The organism is Streptomyces sp. NPDC044719, from assembly GCF_056433405.1.
On record NZ_JBWKHE010000008.1, the window covers coordinates 275,698 to 291,619 of the forward strand.

Sequence of the window (15,922 nt, forward strand, 5' to 3'; positions counted from 1 at the left end):
GGAGGCGGCGGGGTGTTGCGGGGGCGGCGTCAGCCCTTGACCGCGCCGAGCATCACGCCCGAGACGAAGTAGCGCTGGACGAAGGGGTACACGCAGAGGATCGGCAGGGCGGTGAGGACGATGGTCACCGACTGGATGTTCGCGGCGACCTGGCTGAGCTGCTCGGTGCCCGCGCCCGCGTTGCCACCGCCCGTGGCGCCCTGGATCAGGTTGCGGAGGTAGACGGTGACCGGCATCAGATCGGTTCGGTCCATATAGAGGAACGCGCTGAACCAGGAGTTCCAGAAGGACACCGAGTAGAAGAGCACCATCGTCGCCACGACCGCCTTGGACAGCGGAAGGACGATCCTGAAGAGGGTGCCGTAGGTGCTCAGGCCGTCGATCTGCGCGGCCTCCTCCAGCTCGGTCGGCAGATTCTCGAAGAAGGCCTTCATCACCAGAAGGTTGAAGACGCTGATCGCGTTCGGCAGGGCGATCGCCCAGACGCTGTTCTTCAGGCCGAGGCTGGTGACCAGGATGTAGTTCGGGATCAGTCCGCCGGTGAAGAACATGGTGAACACGGCGACGCCGACGAGCACGCCGCGCCCCTTGAGGTTCTTCTTCGACAGCACATAGGCGTAACACGTCGTCAGCACCATGGCCACGGCCGTCGCGACGACCGTGTACAGCACGGTGTTGCCGTAGTTCCGCCAGAACATCTCGTCCTGGAACACGATCTCGTACGTGGTGAGGTTGAACCCCTTGGGCAGCAGGGTCACCTCACCGGCCCGGATCTGCCGCTCCCCGCTGAAGGACCGCGCCAGGATGTTGGCGAAGGGATACAGCGTCACCAGCACGACCAGGGTGAGGACCACCCCGTTGACGCCCTGGAAGACCCGGTAGGAACGGCTCGGCTTCACCACAGGCTCGTCCCCACTGTGCGACGCGAGAGCTGGTTGGCGGACGTGATGAGGACGAGGCCGATGATCGCCTCGAACAGTCCGATGGCGGCGGCGTAGCTGAAGCTGTTGGACTCCACACCGGACCGGTAGACATACGTCGAGATCACGTCGGCGGTCGGATAGGTCAGCGGGTTGTACAGCAGCAGCACCTTCTCGAAGCCGACCACCATGAACGTGCCGATGTTGAGGATCAGCAGCGTGACCATGGTGGGCCGGATGCCGGGCAGGGTGACGTGCCAGATCTGCTGCCAGCGGTTGGCCCCGTCGATGCGCGCCGCCTCGTACAGGTCCTCGTCGATCGTGGTGAGCGCGGCGAGGTAGAGGATCGTGCCCCAGCCGGCGGTCTGCCAGATCTCCGAGCCGACGTAGATGGTGCGGAACCACTCGGGTTCCTGGATGAAGCGGATCGGTTCGTGCCCGAGCCAGCCGAGGACGTGGTTGACAGGGCCGTCGCTGGCCAGCATCTGCATCGTGATGCCCGCGACGATCACGATCGACAGGAAGTGCGGAAGGTAGGACACCGACTGCACGAACCGCTTCAGGGAGCGCCGGCGCACCTCGTTGAGCAGCAGCGCCAGCACGATCGGGACCGGGAAGCAGAACAGCAGGGTGAGTCCGCCGATCCACAGCGTGTTCCGGAACACCTGCCAGAAGGTGGGGTCGCTGAGGAACATCTCCACATAGCGCAGCCCCACCCACTCCTCGCCGAAGATCGACCCTCCGGGCTCGAAGCGGCGAAAGGCGATCACGTTGCCGATCATCGGCAGATAGCGGAAGACCAGGAAGAACAGCAGCGGCAGGATTGCCAGTGAGTACAACTGCCAGTCGCGGCGCAGCGCCCGCCGCCAGCTGGTGCGGGCGGGTGCCCGTTCACGGCGGCGGGGTGCGGCTCTGGCCGAAGGCGGGTCCTGAGTGCCCGGCGGGGCCGATGTGGTGGACGTGCTCATTGCTCGGGCCTCCCGTGGGCAAGGGACGCGGAACCGAAACTTTCGAGCGCTTACCGGTAACTTCGCGGCAACTTAAGGGCACCAGAAAGCGCTGTCAATGGGTGCTGCGGCAGTCGGACGGGGCGCGTGTGCCGCGTTGGAACCCCGATGAACCTGGGTAGACCCCAGGGGCTATCGCCCGCTGTCCGTCGCAAGTTTCTGGACGACCACCGACTCCTGCGAGGTGCCGCCGTGCCCGCTTTCGACCTGCCGCTGCCGGAACTGGAGCGCCATCGCCCGGACTTGGAGGAGCCCGCCGACTTCGACGCCTTCTGGCTGAGCACGGTGAAGGAGGCCGGGCAGGCCGATCCCCTGGTGTCGGTGCGGCCGGTGGAGACGGGGCTTCGGCTGACACGGACCTGGGACGTGACGTTCCGGGGCTTCGCGGGCGATCCGGTGCGGGCGTGGTTCAGCCGCCCCGCCGGGGTCGGTGAACCCCTGCCCGCCGTGGTCGAGTTCGCCGGGTACGGGCGCGGGCGCGGCCTTCCGCATGAGCGTCTGACGTGGGTGAACGCCGGGTACGCGCATCTGCTCATGGACAACCGCGGCCAGGGCGACCGGTACGGGTGCGGCGGGGAGACCCCGGATCCACACGCCGGGGCACCGGGCGGACCCGGGCCGGCCGTACGCGGACTACGCACACCCGAGGACTATCACTACCGGCGCCTGATCACCGACGCGGTGCGGGCGGCCTCGGCGGTACGGGCGCTGCCCGGCGTGGACGCCGGGCGGACCGTCGCGGTCGGCAACAGCCAGGGGGGCGGGGTGGCGCTGGCCGTCGCGGGACTCGTCCCCGACCTGGCGGCGCTGCTGGTCACGGCTCCCCTGCTGTGCGGGATCCGGCGGGCCCTGGACCTCACGGACGCGGGGCCGTACGGGGAGATCGCCGCGTACTTGTCCGTCCATCGGGGGGCTGAACGGGACGCCTTCCGCACGCTTTCCTACGTCGAGGGTGTCTCCTTCGCGCGTCGTGCGCAGGCGCCGGCTCATTTCGGAGTGGGGTTGCGGGATGTCGTATGTCCGCCGAGTGGGGCGTACGCGGCGTTCAACCGCTATGGCGAGTTGGCCGGGAGGGACCCGCGCAGGGAGATCCACGCGTATCCGTTCAACGGGCACGAGGGTGGGGACGCGGTGCATGTTCGCCGTCAACTGGACTGGCTGGCGGGGGTGCTTGCGGCATAGCGGGAACGGTGCGGCGCCGTCGTGGCCGGCCGCGCGGTTTCCCCGCGCCCCGTTGAGGGGCGTTGTTGGTAGCCTCGTGGCGACGTGAGGTATCCCAGCATCCAGCAGTTGCAGCTGTTCCTGCTCCTCGCCGAGGAGTTGCACTTCGGGCAGGCGGCCCGGCGGGCGTTCATGGCGCAGCCGACGTTCTCGCGGCACATCACCGCTCTGGAGGAGCGGTTGGGTGTCGCCGTGGTGGACCGGACGACGCGCAGGGTCGCGTTGAGCGCGGCGGGTGAGGCGCTCGTGGGGCGGGCCCGGACCGTGGTGGAGGCGGCCGAGGAGCTGCGCCGCGAGGCGGAGAACCAGGCCAACGCGGCCGCCGGCCGGATCGTGATCGGCTCGCTGGAGGCGATCACCTCGATGGACCCGATCCCGGCCGTCCTGGAAGAACTGCGGGAGAACTCCCCGCAGGTGGAGGTCGACGTCGTCCGCATGGGCTTCGACGCCGGCCCGGCGATCCTGCGGGGCGAGGTCGACGCGGCGTTCCTGTTTCTGCCCGTGCCCGACGGCGTCCAGACCCTGGCACTGGCCGACGGCCCCCGCTGTGTCGCGATGGCCGATGGTCACCCTCTTGCCTCCCGGGACACGCTGACCCTCGCGGACCTCGCGGACCAACCCCGCATCGGCTGGTCGGAGCAGGTCCCGAAGGTGTTCCGGGACTTCTGGTCCGCCGATCCGCGACCGGACGGCACCCCCGTGCGGTTCAGCCCGCACGCCATCGTCGACTACGAGAGCGCCCTGCCGTTGATCGCCATGGGACAGGGCATCCAGCTGCCGCCGGGCACGACCCGCTGGCTCTACCCGCGCCGTGGTGTGTCGTACGTCGACGTCACCGACCTCGAACCCTGGACGGCCGCACTGGGCTGGCTGCCGAGCCGCCGGGACGAGCCGCTCGTCGCGGCCCTGCGGCAGGCGGCCCAGCGTGTTCTGCGCCGGGGCCGGCGGCCACCAGAAGGCCCCTGACCGGCAGTTCGGGTGCGCCAGCCGTTTACAACCGCGTCCCTCGGCGCTAACTTCCGCAGCAAGCGGGGTGGGAGCGCTCCCATACGGTGGACCGGAACCCGCCCTGAAGTCGCCCCCACCCCGCGCATCCCCACACACGCATCCGCAGGCCCGTATCCCAAGGAACGGATGATGCTGTCATGATCCTGACAAAAGAGCCGGGAAGGCTCCCGATGCGCCGATCAACACTCCCCACCCGGGCCAGGTCCCTCTTCCTCGTCCTGCTCTCCCTGCTCGTCACGGTCCCGGCCCTCGGCCTGGTCATGACGTCCGGGGGTGAGGCGGAGGCCCACGGCACGCCCATGAAGCCAGGCAGCCGCACCTTCCTGTGCTGGCAGGACGGTCTGACCGACACCGGCGAGATCAAGCCGGTCAACCCGGCCTGCCGGAATGCCCAGCAGGTCAGCGGCACCACGCCGTTCTACAACTGGTTCTCGGTGCTCCGCTCGGACGGCGCCGGCCGCACCCGGGGCTTCGTGCCGGACGGCGAGCTGTGCAGCGGCGGCAACACCAACTTCACCGGCTTCAACACCCCCAGCAAGGACTGGCCGCTCACCCATCTCACCTCGGGCGCGACGGTCGACTTCTCGTACAACGCCTGGGCGGCGCACCCGGGTTGGTTCTACGTCTACATCACCAAGGACGGCTTCGACCCGGCCAAGACCCTCACCTGGAACGACATGGAGGAACGGCCGTTCCTGAGCGTCGACCACCCGCCGCTGAACGGCTCCCCGGGCACGGTCGAGGCCAACTACTCCTGGACGGGCAAGCTCCCGGCCGACAAGGACGGCCGCCACATCATCTACATGGTCTGGCAGCGCTCCGACAGTCAGGAGACCTTCTACTCCTGCTCCGACGTCGTCTTCGACGGCGGCAACGGCGAGGTGACCGGCATCAAGGAGCCGGGCAACCCGTCCGAGCCGGTGCCCGGCACCTGCACGGCCACCCGCAGGACGACCGGCAGCTGGAACGGCGGCTACCAGTCCGAGGTGACCGTCACCAACACCGGCACCGTCCCGATGCTCGGCTGGATGGTCGACTGGAACCTCCCCGCCGGCCACAAGATCGAGAGCTTGTGGAGCGGCAACGCGACCTACAACGGCCAGTCGGTGATGGTCCACAACGCCGGCTGGAACGGCTCCCTCGCACCAGGCAAGAGCACCACCTTCGGCTACACCGCGACAGCTCCAGGCGGTGACAGTACGACGAGCCTGCCCTGCCGGGTGGGCTGAACCGTCACTCCGGGCGGGCCCGGCGACCGGTGAGCCCCGGCCGCCGGACCCGTTGCCAGGCGACGGCACCCTGCCCCGGTCACGCGTGGTCGGCCGTGGCCAGGACGCGGTGCAGGGCGGCCCGGGCCGGTGGGCCCCACGTGGACTTGCCGCCCGGGCGGCCGTGGTCTCCGGCGTGCCCGATGGCCATGCAGGTGAGGGCGCGCGCGACGGCCCAGCCTCGGGCGCGGCGCCGGGTCGCGGGGTCCGCGGCCGGGCGGTAGAGGTCGTAGAAGCGGTCGGCCGCGCCGTCCGGCAGCAGCGTCCAGGCGGCGGCGAGATCGCAGGCGGGGTCGCCGGCGCAGAGGTCGCCGAAGTCGATCACACCGCAGAAGGTGCCGTCGGCGGTGAGGACGTTGGCCGCGTGCAGGTCGGCGTGGAGCCAGACCGGCGGGCCCGTCCAGTCGGGCGCGGCGAGGGCGTCGTCCAGGATCGCGCGGACCGGCTCCGGGTCCGCGAGGAGGCCCAGCTCCGTGGCCGTTTCGAGGTGACGGGCGAGCCCCTCGGCGTACTCGGACAACGGCCCGCCGCGGCCCCGGCCCACGGGTGCGTCCTCGGGGGCGGGGCGGTGCAGAGCCGTCAGGAAGGCGGCCAGGGCCTCGGCCGATTCCGCGGCGCGGGTGGCGGGGGCGCGGTCGGCCGGGGCGCCCTGCACCCAGGTGGTGACGATCCAGGCGTACGGAAAGCGGTCGCAGGGCTCACCGAGGCGCTGCGGGACCGGAACCTCCAGGGGCAGACGCGGGGCGAGTACGGGGAGCCAGGTGTGCTCCTTGCGCAGTAACACGTCCGCGGAGTTCGTCGCCCAGGGCAGCCGCACGGCCAAGTCGTCACCGAGGCGCCAGAGCTGGTTGTCCCAGCCGCGCGCACCGAGTCGCAGAGGGCGATCGGCCAGGTCGGGGTGCTGGTCGCGCAGCAGTTCCCGAATCAGTGCCGGCGTGATCTCGATCTCGGTGTGGGTCATGCGGGGCAACGGTAGCCGGACGGCGGCACGGAGGGGCGCGAGTGGCCGGAAATCGCGGGGTGCGCCGGCCGACCGGGCCGCCTGCCCCATATGTCGCGGATATCCAGGTGTGCGATTCTGTTGTGTGGGTGCCCTGCCGCTCAGACGCGGCGTGGATCCGCCGTGTCGCCGTCGCCTGAGCTCCGGGGACTCCCACCTGCCGCTGGCTGCGGCATGGACGGGAGGTGGATGCGGACATGCCCCATTACGGCGATGCCCGGGCCGCGGTCCCCGGTCTTCGGGCGCCGGGGAACGGGAGCACCGGTCCGCCTCGTCCCGCGCCGGAGCTCGCCGCGCGGGAACGGGTCCTGGCGTTCGCCGGGGTGGCGCTGGCGGCGGTGTACGTGCGGAGCGAGGACGGTACGGAACTCCGCTCGGTGGAATCGTCCGGCGCCGAGCCGGAGCGGTACGGGTTGCCGGGGCGTGTGCCGGTCCCGGAGGGGGGGTCGTCCAGGCCGGAGCACAGCGGCACGCCACCCGGGCCGCCGGGGCCACCGGGGCCACCAGGGCCGTCGGGGCCACCCGGGCCGGAGCGAAGCAGCACCCCACCCCCGCCGGAATCACGCTCAGCCACCCCGGAACTCCGCATCTCGACCTCGCCCCTGCCCTCGCCCGGAGTCCCGCCCGGGGCCGCGGACGGTGCGGGGGTCATCGCCAGGGCGTTCCGGACCGGGCGGGCCCTGTGGCTCGGGGGTGTGGTGTTCGCCGGTCGGGAGGAAGGCGGGGCCGGCGCCGCGCCGCTCGGGGCGTTGCCGCTGGGGGCCGCGGGTGGATGGCTGGGGTGTCTTGCCGTGGTGGGAGAGGCCGGGGAGGGCTTCGGGGCGGAGCAGCGGGAGTTCCTGGAGCGGTATGCCGAGGCGGTCGCGGGGCGGCTCCGGGGCGAGGCCGACCGGTGCGCCCCCTCGCCCCTGCTGGATTCGGCGCTGCGCGCCATGGGCGTCGGTTCCTTCGCCCTGGCGCCGGGCACCGGCCTGGTCGAGACGGACCAGGCCTTGCTCGAACTCGTCGGCATCCCCGAGAGCGGCTTCGACGGCAAGACCGACACCCTGCTCTCGTGCAGCGTCCCCGAGGACGTCCCCGCCCTGCTGTCGGTGATCGAACCGTCCGCGCAGACCCCCGGCCGCCGGGAACTGGAGTTCCGGATCCGCCGGCCCACCGGTGAACTGTGCTGGCTGCGCCTGAACTGCCGCGTGCGCAAGGGGCTTGACGGCGCTCCGGAGCGAGTGCTCGGCGTGGTGACCGCCGCCCCCGTGCTGCGCCGCAGCGCCAGCGACGTCGCCCGGATCCAGTGGCTGACGGCCGCGCTCGACGACGCCGTGACGGTCCGGGACGTCAGCCGTGTGGTGGTCGCCGCGCTGCGCGAGCCGCTGGACGCCGACCGGGTGGCGCTCGCCGAGCTGCTGGAGGACCGGCTGGCGGTCACCGTGCTCGATCCGCCGAGTGCCGGCGCCTGGCCGGAGCTGTGGCGTGCCGAGTGGCGCTCGGAGTGGCCCGACGCGCCGGTCGCCGCGCTGCCCACGCTCCAGGCGGCGCTGCGGGACGGGCGGATGAGCCTGTGGCCGGCGGGTGCCGTGCTGGAACCCGGTCTCGAGGGGATCGGCCCCGGCGGGCTCGCGGTGCTGCCGCTGCCGGCCAAGAGCAGGGTGACCGGGGTGTGCCTGGTCGGCTGGGACACCCCGCACGAGTTCGCCCCCGAGGAGCGGGCCCTGCTGACGGCGACCGCGGGGCTGGTGGGGCAGGCCCTGAAACGCGCGCACGCCTACGACGCCGAGCAGGAGCTCGCGACGATGCTGCAGCGCAGCCTGTTGCCGCGCCGGCTGCCCCAGCTGCCCGGGGGCACCGCCGTGGCCCGCTATCTGCCCGCCCGGCGCGGGCTCCAGGTGGGCGGCGACTGGTACGACGTGATCGCGCTGTCGGAGGCAAAGGTGGCCCTGGTCATCGGTGATGTGCAGGGGCACAGCGCCGGGGCCGCGACGATCATGGGCCAGATGCGTACGGCGGTCCGGGCCTACGCCGTGGAGGGCCATCCGCCGGACGTGGTCGTCGGACACGCCAACCGGCTGCTCGTCGGCATGGAGACCGATCTGTTCGCCACCTGCTGCTATGTCGAACTGGACATGGAGGAGGGCAACGCGCTGTTCGTGCGGGCCGGGCATCTGTCCCCGCTGGTGCGACTGCCGGCCGGCGGCACCGAGGAGATCGCGGTGGAGGGCGGGCTCCCGCTGGGCGTCCTCGCGGACGCGGAGTTCCCGCTGACGGCACTGGCCCTGGCCCCGGGCTCGGTGCTCGCGCTGGTGACGGACGGCCTGGTCGAGTCGGCCGATCTGCAGGTGGACGAGGGCATGCGGCTCGTGCGTGAGGCACTCGCGGCGGCCGATCCTGCCGACCCGGGACGGATGGCCGACGAACTGCTGGGCGAAGCCGGGCGCCGCGAGGACGACGTGGCGTTGCTGCTGCTGCGCTACGACGGGATGCGGGTCCGGCCGGTGCGGGCGGGCTGGGTGGTGTGGCGGCTGCCGGACGCGGTCATGCACGCCCGCCGGTTCAGCGCGCGCACGCTGCGCTCGTGGGACGTCGTGGCCGAGGCCGACACCGTGCTGCTGGTGGTGTCGGAACTGGTCACCAACGCGCTGGTGCACACGCAGGGCGCGGTCCGGTTGGATCTGACCCTGGCGGCGGACCGGCTGCGGGTGACCGTGAGCGACTCCTCGCCTCGTGCGCCCGCCAAGCCGGTGGTGGTGGACTGGGAGTCGACGGGCGGCCGTGGGCTCTTCCTGGTCGAGGCGATGTCGACGGCCTGGGGTTCGGTGCCGGTCGGCGGCGGCAAGCAGGTGTGGAGCGAGATCGTCGTGTCCCGGCCCGATCCGAAACAGGAACCGGAACCCGAGCAGAGGGCGCAGCCGCCGCAGGTCGAGCCGGAGCGGGTGCCGGAGCCGGGCCGCACCTGGGACCGCGGCTGGGGCCTGGTCCGCGAACGCGGCTGGGGCAGGGGCCGCAACCGCGACCGGAACCGGCCCCGGAACGGAACTTCGGACCCGCCCGCGGGCCGCCGACTCCGCGGCCGGAACAGAGACAGGAACCAGGCCCCCGACCCGCCCCCGGACCGAAGAAACCGCAACACGGACCAGAGCCCGGCCCCAGCCCCGACCCCCGGCCGACGAGACCGTGACCGGCACATGAACCAGAGCCCGGGCCCCGCCCCGGCCCCCGACCGCGAGACCGGCCGGAGCAGCCACAGCGACCAGACCCCCGACCCGCCCCCGAGCCCGAACCCCGACCGACCCCCCGGCCAGGGCCCGACACCGCCCGATGAAGGAGGTCCGCCGTGAGAGGGCGCAGATGGCGTGTGTTCGTCGCCCTGATGGCCGGTGTCCTGGCCACGTCCCTGGCCGGCTGTACCGACAGCGGCGAAGACGGTGACGACGGCCTGACCCTCGGCCTGCTGCTGCCGAGCCGCGCGGTCCCCCGCTGGGAGCAGTCCGACAAGCCCCTGATCGAGAAGCGGGTGAAGGAGCTGTGCCCGGAGTGCTCGGTGGTGTACGCCAACGCCGAGAACGACGCGGCGAGACAGCGGCAGCAGATGGACTCCATGATCACCAGGGGGGTCTCGGCCCTGATCCTGGACGTCGTGGATCCCAAGGCGCTGCGCTCCTCGGTCCGGGCGGCGGACCGCGAGGGCATCCCCGTGGTCGCCTACGACCGGCTCGCCGAGGGCCCGATCTCGGGTTTCGTCAGCTTCAACGGCGGCCAGGTCGGCCGGCTCCAGGGCGAGCACCTGCTGAAGGGCATGGGAGCCAGGGCCGACGGCGGCGGCGTCGTCATGATGAACGGCGATCCCTCCAGCCCCAACGCCGCCTGGTACGAGGGCGGGTCCCGGTCCGTCCTGAAGGGCAAGGTGCGGATCCTCAAGTCGTACAACACCCTGGGGTGGCGCACGGAGAACGCGAACGACCACATGTCCGCCGCGATCAACGGCCTCGGCCCGAACCAGATCGACGGGGTGCTGGCGGCCAACGACTCGATCGCAGCCGGTGTCGTCGCGGCGCTCAAGAGCGCCCGTATCTCGCCGCTGCCCCCGGTCACCGGCCAGGACGCCGATCTCGACGCCGTGCGGCGCATCGTCGAGGGCGAGCAGTACATGACCGTCTACAAGCCCTTCCGGCTGGAGACCGAGGCGGCCGCCGCGATGGCCGTGGCCCTGGCCCGCGGCAATGACCTCGACGCCCTCGTCACGCGGAGCGTGGACAGCCCGACCACGCAGGACATCCCGGCGGTGCTGCTCCGCCCGATCGCCGTGACGGCCGAGACCATCGGGCAGACGCTCGTCCGGGACGGCGTCTACACGATCGACCAGATCTGCACCCCGAAGCTCCGGCCGGCCTGTGACCGGATCGGGCTGACCCGGTGAGGGACGTGATTCCCCGTGGCCCATCCCCCTGTTCTGGCGTTGCGCGGCATCTCCAAGCGGTTCGGCGGCGTGCAGGCGCTCGTCGACGTCGATCTGCAGGTCCGGGCCGGTGAGGTCGTGGCCCTGGCGGGTGACAACGGCGCCGGCAAGTCCACGCTGATCAAGGTGATCTCGGGGGTCAGCCCCGCCGACCGGGGCGTCATCGAGTGGGAGGGGCGGCTCGTGCAGATCAAACGCCCGCACGACGCCCACGCCCTGGGCATCGCGACCGTCTACCAGGACCTCGCCATGTGCGACAACCTGGACGTCGTAGGCAATCTCTTCCTCGGCCGTGAGATCGACCGGGTCGGTGTCCTCGACGAGGTGGAGATGGAACGCCGCTCCCGTGACCTGATGCGCGCCCTGTCGATCCGGATCCCCGATGTGCGGGTGCCGGTCGCGGCACTGTCCGCCGGTCAGCGGCAGGCCGTGGCGATCTCCCGCTCGCTCATGGGAGCGCCCAAGGTCCTGCTGCTCGACGAGCCGACCGCCGCCCTGGGCGTGGAGCAGACCAGCCATCTGCTCGACCTCATCGAGGAGGTGCGCGACCGCGGCATGGCGATCATCCTGATCAGTCACAACATGGGCGACATCAAGGCCGTCGCGGACCGTGTCGCCATCCTGCGGCTGGGCCGCAACAACGGTCTGTTCGACGTGAGCACCGTGACGCAGGAGCAGATCATCTCCTCCGTGACCGGGGCGGCGGACAACGCCGTGGCGCATCGGTCGAAGGGCGACGAAGAGGCGTGGCCGTGAGCCGGGGCGGGCCGCACCGGGACGGCGGGCCGGGCAGCGCCGGACCGGTCGCGCCCGACCGTGGGCCGCGCACCCGGGGCTGGTCCGGAAACCTGCGCGACTACGCCCTGGAGGTGCGTGGCAGTGTGCGGGGCGGTGAGCGCGGGCCGCTGCTGGTCATCGCCGGGCTGATCGTGATCTGGTGCGTCTTCCAGGGTCTTGACGACAAGTTCCTCTCGCCCCGCAATCTGTCCAACCTCGGCGTGGGCATCGTCGGGACCGGTCTGGTCGCCGTCGGGATCGTGTTCGTGCTGCTGATCAGGGAGATCGATCTGTCGGTCGGCTCCGTCAGCGGCCTGGCGGGGGCCTCGTTCGCGGTGCTGAACGTGAACCACGGGATGCCGGAGTGGCTCGCGGTGATCGTGGCGGTGGCGGTGGGCATGGCCGTGGGCGCCTTCCACGGGTTCTTCTTCGCCTCGCTCGGCGTGCCCGCGTTCGTCGTGACGCTGGCGGGCCTGCTGATCTGGAACGGTCTGACGCTCTATCTGCTGGGCGCGAGCGGCACGATCAACATCGACGAGGAGGGTCTGGTCGCCTCCCTGACCAGCCGCCACTTCGAGGACGACGCGGCGGCCTACACGGTCGCGGCGCTCGGCACGGCCGGGTACTTCCTGGCCGCCCGCCGCAAGCGGGCCCGCCATCTGGCCGCCGGGATGCCGCACCGGCCGGCGGGTGACATCTGGCTGCGCACCGCACTGCTCGCGGGGATCGCCTTCGCCGCGGCCTACACCCTCAACCGGTTTCAGGGGCTGCCGCTCGCGCTGCTGATCTTCCTGGTGGTCCTGGTCGTCTCGGACTACGTGCTGCGCCGCACCCGCCACGGGCGGCGGGTGTACGCGCTCGGCGGCGGCGTCGAGGCGGCGCGGCGGGCGGGCATCGGGGTGGAGCGGGTGCGGGTCGCGATGTTCATGGTGTCGGGGACGCTGGCCGCGTTCGGCGGGCTGTTCGTGGCCTCGGAGCTGACCTCGGCGAGCCCCACCACGGCTCGTGCCGCCGGTTCCGGGATGCTGCTGATCAACGCGATCGCGGCGGCCGTCATCGGCGGTACGAGTCTGTTCGGAGGGCGCGGTTCTCCCTGGTCGGTGCTGCTCGGGGTGCTGGTGATCCAGTCGATCGCCTCGGGCATGGGGCTGCTGGGGGTCGAGGACGCCGTGCAGTTCATGATCACTGGTGGGGTGCTGCTGGCCGCCGTGGCGGCCGACGCGCTCTCCAGACGCGGGGAGGCCCGCCGGGGCCGTCCGTAAACCTTCCTTTTTGACCCTGTATGCCTAATAAATGGCAAAGGTGGGTACTAGCCGGTTTGTCATGAAACGCAGCCGCCTCGCGCAGATGGCCGTGGCCGCCATGGCCGCCGCGGGCCTCGTGCTCGCCGGATGCGGTGACACCGACCCGAGCGGCGGCGAGCAGGCCGACCTCAAGGTGCTCGCGATGGACGCGCCCCAGGTGCAGACCCTCAAGAAGCTCACCAAGGAGCACTTCACCGAGGAGACCGGCATCACGGTCGACTACACCCTGCTGCCGGAGAACGAGGCGCGGGAGCGGATGAACCGCGAGTTCGCGACGCAGGCCGGCAACTACGACGTGGCGAGCCTCAGCGCCTACGAGGTGCCGATCTACGCGGACAACGGCTGGCTCGCCCCGCTGGACTCCTATGTGAAGGCGGACGAGGACTTCGACCAGGGCGACGTCTTCCCCAACCTGCTGGAGTCGCTGACCGGGCGGGACGGCAAGGTCTACGCCGAGCCCTTCTACGGCGAGGGCTCCTTCCTGATGTACCGCAAGGACCTGTTCCGCAAGGACGGGCTGACGATGCCGCCGAATCCGACCTGGCAGCAGGTCGCCGACCTCGCCGCCCGGGTCGACGGCACCGACGGCACGAGCGGCATCTGCCTGCGCGGACTGCCCGGCTGGGGTCAGAACCTCGCCCCGATCAACACGGTCGTCAACACCTTCGGCGGCGCCTGGTACGACATGGACTGGAACGCCCGCCTCACCTCACCCGAGTTCAAGAAGGCCGTCGGGTTCTACGTCGACCTGGTCCGCTCCCACGGCCAGCCCGGCGCCGACCGGATGGGCGTGCTGGAGATCCTGGACAGCTTCGTCGAGGGCGAGTGCGCCATGATGTACGACGCCACGTCGCTCGCGTCGTCGATCGAGGCCGACGGCTCCTCGGTCAAGGGCAAGGTGGGCTATGTCCCGGCCCCGCACGACAGGACCGACAAGGCCGGCTGGCTGTGGACCTGGGCGTGGGGCGTCCAGAAGGCCTCCGACGACAAGGACGCCGCCTGGGAGTTCATCTCCTGGGCCGCCTCCAAGGAGTACCAGGAGCAGGTCGGCCAGGAGATGGGCTGGACCTCGGCGCCCGCGGGGAACCGCAAGTCGCTCTACTCCAATCCCGAGTACCAGCAGGCGGCCGGCGCCTGGTACCGGCAGGAGTACACGGCGGCGACGGATTCCGCCGACCCGAAGAGCCCCGGCGTCGGCCCCCGCCCGTACACCGGCATCGGATTCCTGGGCATTCCCGAGTTCGCCGTGCTGGGTACGGCGGTCTCCCAGCAGATCGCCTCGGCCATCGCCGGGCAGCAGTCGGTGGACACGGCTCTGGGCAAGGCGCAGGACCTCGCCCAGGCCGCGGCGGCGAAGTACCGGGGTGAGTGAGCCGGCGGTCAGCGCTGCTCGGAGAGCTCCGGCACCTCGGCCGGCAACGGCGGTTCCCCCTCCCTCTCCGGGGCGGGTGGCAGCTCCACGGTGAACTCGGTGTGCCCCGGCGCGCTGCGCACGGCGGCGCGCCCGCCGTGTGCCAGGGCGATCGCCTCGACGACGGCCAGGCCGAGCCCGGACCCGGCCTCGCCCGGGCCGCGGCGCGAGCGGGAGGCGTCGGCGCGGGTGAAGCGGTCGAAGACCGAGGCGAGGAGGTGCGGCGGGATGCCGGGGCCGTCGTCCCGGACGCGGATGACGCGGCGCTCGGCGGTGGCCTCCACGGCGGCCACGACCGTGGTGCCGGGCGGGGTGTGCGCGCGGGCGTTGGCGAGAAGGTTCGCCACGGCTCTGGCCAGCCCCGTCTCGTCGCCGATGACGAGTGCCGGCGCGTCGAGACGCAGCACCAGTCGCCAGGTGCGGTCCGGGTCCGCCGCCCGTGCCTCCCGGACGGCCTCGGCGACCAGGGCCAGCAGGTCCGCCTCGGCGGACCGCGGGGGTCGGCCCTCGTCGAGCCGGGCCAGCAGCAGGAGGTCCTCGACCAGGCCGGTCATGCGCGCCGAATCGGCGGAGACCCTTCGCCAGGCCAGCATCGGCTCGACCGGTGCGGTGCCGCGGTTCATGAGCTCGGCGTATCCGGCGATCGACGCGAGGGGGGTCCGGAGTTCATGGCCGGCGTCTGCGACGAAGCGGCGCATGCGTTCCTCGCCGTGGCGGCGGGCCGCACGGTCGCTCTCGACCTGGTCGATCATGCGGTTGAGCGCGGCGCCGACCTGCCCCGCCTCGCTGCCGGGGTCGGTGTCGGCCTCGGCCACCCGGGGCAGGCCGGTGAGCCGGTCGTGGCCGAGCGGCGCCCGGGCGAGATCGGCGGCGGTGGCGGCGACCCGGCCGAGGGGGCGCAGCTGACGCCGTACGACCACGGCACAGAGGCAGCCCGCGACGGTGAGTCCGGCCGCTCCGACGACCGCCTCGACCACGACAAGGCGGTTGAGCACGTCCCGTACGTCGTCCATGGGGAGCCCGGCGAGGATCCGGACCCCGCTCGCGTCCAGCCCCGTGACCCGGTAGATGCCGAGGCCGGGGACGGTCCGGGTGTGGGGTGTGCCGTCGGGGGCGATGCCGCGCAGGGCGGCGCGCTGGCCGGCGGTGAGGGTCCGGGGCGTGCCGTCCGGGCCGGTGACCGCCGCGGCGGTGACCGCGCCGTGCGCGTCGACCCGGCCCGCGAGCAGCCCGTTCGGGTGGCCGTTCCCGTCGGGGAACGGCAGGTCCCGGTCGTCGCCCGGCCTGGCCGAGGCCCCGGCCAGGCCGTGCTCGGCGGCGTCCATGACCCGGCCGTCGAGATGGTCCAGCAGCAGGGCCCGCTGGGCGAGGACGGCGGCGAGCGCCATCGCGGCGCAGACGGCGACGAGGGCGGCGCCGATGCGGAGGAGGAGCCGGGTGCGCAGGGATCCGGGGGTGCCAGACATGTACCGATCCTGTCCCGGTCCGCTGGGGGAACCCTGTGTTCAGCCTGAGCACCGGCGATGTCCCCGTACGAACGGCGCGGGCCGCGCCCCCGG

At 71.9% G+C, this 15,922-nt stretch carries 11 protein-coding genes and 1 pseudogene; 8 read left to right on the forward strand and 4 right to left on the reverse strand.

Annotation, left to right across the window (positions count from 1 at the left end; all coding sequences use genetic code 11):
* Nucleotides 1-29: 29 nt before the first annotated feature.
* Together AC07DF_RS30715 and AC07DF_RS30720 are read right to left on the reverse strand one after the other, a co-directional pair.
* On the reverse strand, nt 30-902 hold the full coding sequence (locus tag AC07DF_RS30715) for a carbohydrate ABC transporter permease (RefSeq protein ID WP_478978579.1): 873 nt from the start codon (nt 900-902) through the stop codon (nt 30-32).
* Nucleotides 896-1,888 (reverse strand): ABC transporter permease, encoded by a 993-nt coding sequence (locus AC07DF_RS30720; RefSeq protein ID WP_478978582.1) that lies wholly within the window; start codon nt 1,886-1,888, stop codon nt 896-898. Before AC07DF_RS30720 ends, AC07DF_RS30715 begins: the two co-directional genes overlap by 7 nt.
* 231 nt (nt 1,889-2,119) lie before the next feature.
* On the opposite strand from AC07DF_RS30720, the gene AC07DF_RS30725 reads away from it, so the two are divergent.
* The 3 genes from AC07DF_RS30725 (at nt 2,120) to AC07DF_RS30735 (ending at nt 5,385) form a co-directional block, all read left to right on the forward strand.
* Nucleotides 2,120-3,109, forward strand: a complete 990-nt coding sequence (locus tag AC07DF_RS30725; protein WP_478978585.1) for an acetylxylan esterase — start codon at nt 2,120-2,122, stop codon at nt 3,107-3,109.
* A gap of 84 nt (nt 3,110-3,193) precedes the next feature.
* On the forward strand, nt 3,194-4,114 hold the full coding sequence (locus AC07DF_RS30730; RefSeq protein WP_478978588.1) for a LysR family transcriptional regulator: 921 nt from the start codon (nt 3,194-3,196) through the stop codon (nt 4,112-4,114).
* A 212-nt stretch (nt 4,115-4,326) separates the two neighbouring features.
* Nucleotides 4,327-5,385, forward strand: a complete 1,059-nt coding sequence (locus AC07DF_RS30735; protein ID WP_478978591.1) for a lytic polysaccharide monooxygenase auxiliary activity family 9 protein — start codon at nt 4,327-4,329, stop codon at nt 5,383-5,385.
* Nucleotides 5,386-5,464: 79 nt separating this feature from the next.
* Here AC07DF_RS30735 and AC07DF_RS30740 read toward each other — a convergent pair whose 3' ends face one another.
* The gene (locus AC07DF_RS30740) at nt 5,465-6,385 is read right to left on the reverse strand and encodes an aminoglycoside phosphotransferase family protein (RefSeq protein WP_478978594.1); all 921 of its coding nucleotides are present in this window, start codon (nt 6,383-6,385) and stop codon (nt 5,465-5,467) included.
* Nucleotides 6,386-7,026: 641 nt separating this feature from the next.
* Between AC07DF_RS30740 and AC07DF_RS30745 the strand changes: the two are divergent.
* From AC07DF_RS30745 to AC07DF_RS30765, 5 genes and pseudogenes are all read left to right on the forward strand, one after another.
* Nucleotides 7,027-9,309: pseudogene (locus AC07DF_RS30745) on the forward strand (SpoIIE family protein phosphatase); the annotation flags it as partial.
* 440 nt (nt 9,310-9,749) lie between these two features.
* Nucleotides 9,750-10,832, forward strand: a complete 1,083-nt coding sequence (locus AC07DF_RS30750; protein ID WP_478978597.1) for a substrate-binding domain-containing protein — start codon at nt 9,750-9,752, stop codon at nt 10,830-10,832.
* A gap of 15 nt (nt 10,833-10,847) precedes the next feature.
* Entirely contained in the window at nt 10,848-11,627 is a 780-nt protein-coding gene (locus AC07DF_RS30755) for an ATP-binding cassette domain-containing protein (protein WP_478978600.1), read from the forward strand.
* A complete protein-coding gene (locus tag AC07DF_RS30760) occupies nt 11,618-12,910 on the forward strand; it encodes a sugar ABC transporter permease (RefSeq protein WP_478978603.1) in 1,293 nt (430 codons plus the stop codon). The genes AC07DF_RS30755 and AC07DF_RS30760 overlap by 10 nt, the downstream gene beginning before the upstream one ends.
* 61 nt (nt 12,911-12,971) lie before the next feature.
* Nucleotides 12,972-14,324 (forward strand): ABC transporter substrate-binding protein, encoded by a 1,353-nt coding sequence (locus AC07DF_RS30765; RefSeq protein WP_478978606.1) that lies wholly within the window; start codon nt 12,972-12,974, stop codon nt 14,322-14,324.
* Nucleotides 14,325-14,332: 8 nt separating this feature from the next.
* Here the strand turns inward: AC07DF_RS30765 and AC07DF_RS30770 are convergent, their stop codons facing one another.
* Nucleotides 14,333-15,829 (reverse strand): sensor histidine kinase, encoded by a 1,497-nt coding sequence (locus AC07DF_RS30770; RefSeq protein ID WP_478978609.1) that lies wholly within the window; start codon nt 15,827-15,829, stop codon nt 14,333-14,335.
* Nucleotides 15,830-15,922: the final 93 nt, after the last annotated feature.

Bases quoted from the DNA above. Each gene is read 5' to 3' on its own strand.
- AC07DF_RS30720 (WP_478978582.1), bottom strand. From the start codon at position 1,888: ATGAGCACGTCCACCACATCGGCCCCGCCGGGCACTCAGGACCCGCCT.
- AC07DF_RS30735 (WP_478978591.1), top strand. From the start codon at position 4,327: ATGCGCCGATCAACACTCCCCACCCGGGCCAGGTCCCTCTTCCTCGTC.
- AC07DF_RS30740 (WP_478978594.1), bottom strand. From the start codon at position 6,385: ATGACCCACACCGAGATCGAGATCACGCCGGCACTGATTCGGGAACTG.
- AC07DF_RS30765 (WP_478978606.1), top strand. From the start codon at position 12,972: ATGAAACGCAGCCGCCTCGCGCAGATGGCCGTGGCCGCCATGGCCGCC.
- AC07DF_RS30770 (WP_478978609.1), bottom strand. From the start codon at position 15,829: ATGTCTGGCACCCCCGGATCCCTGCGCACCCGGCTCCTCCTCCGCATC.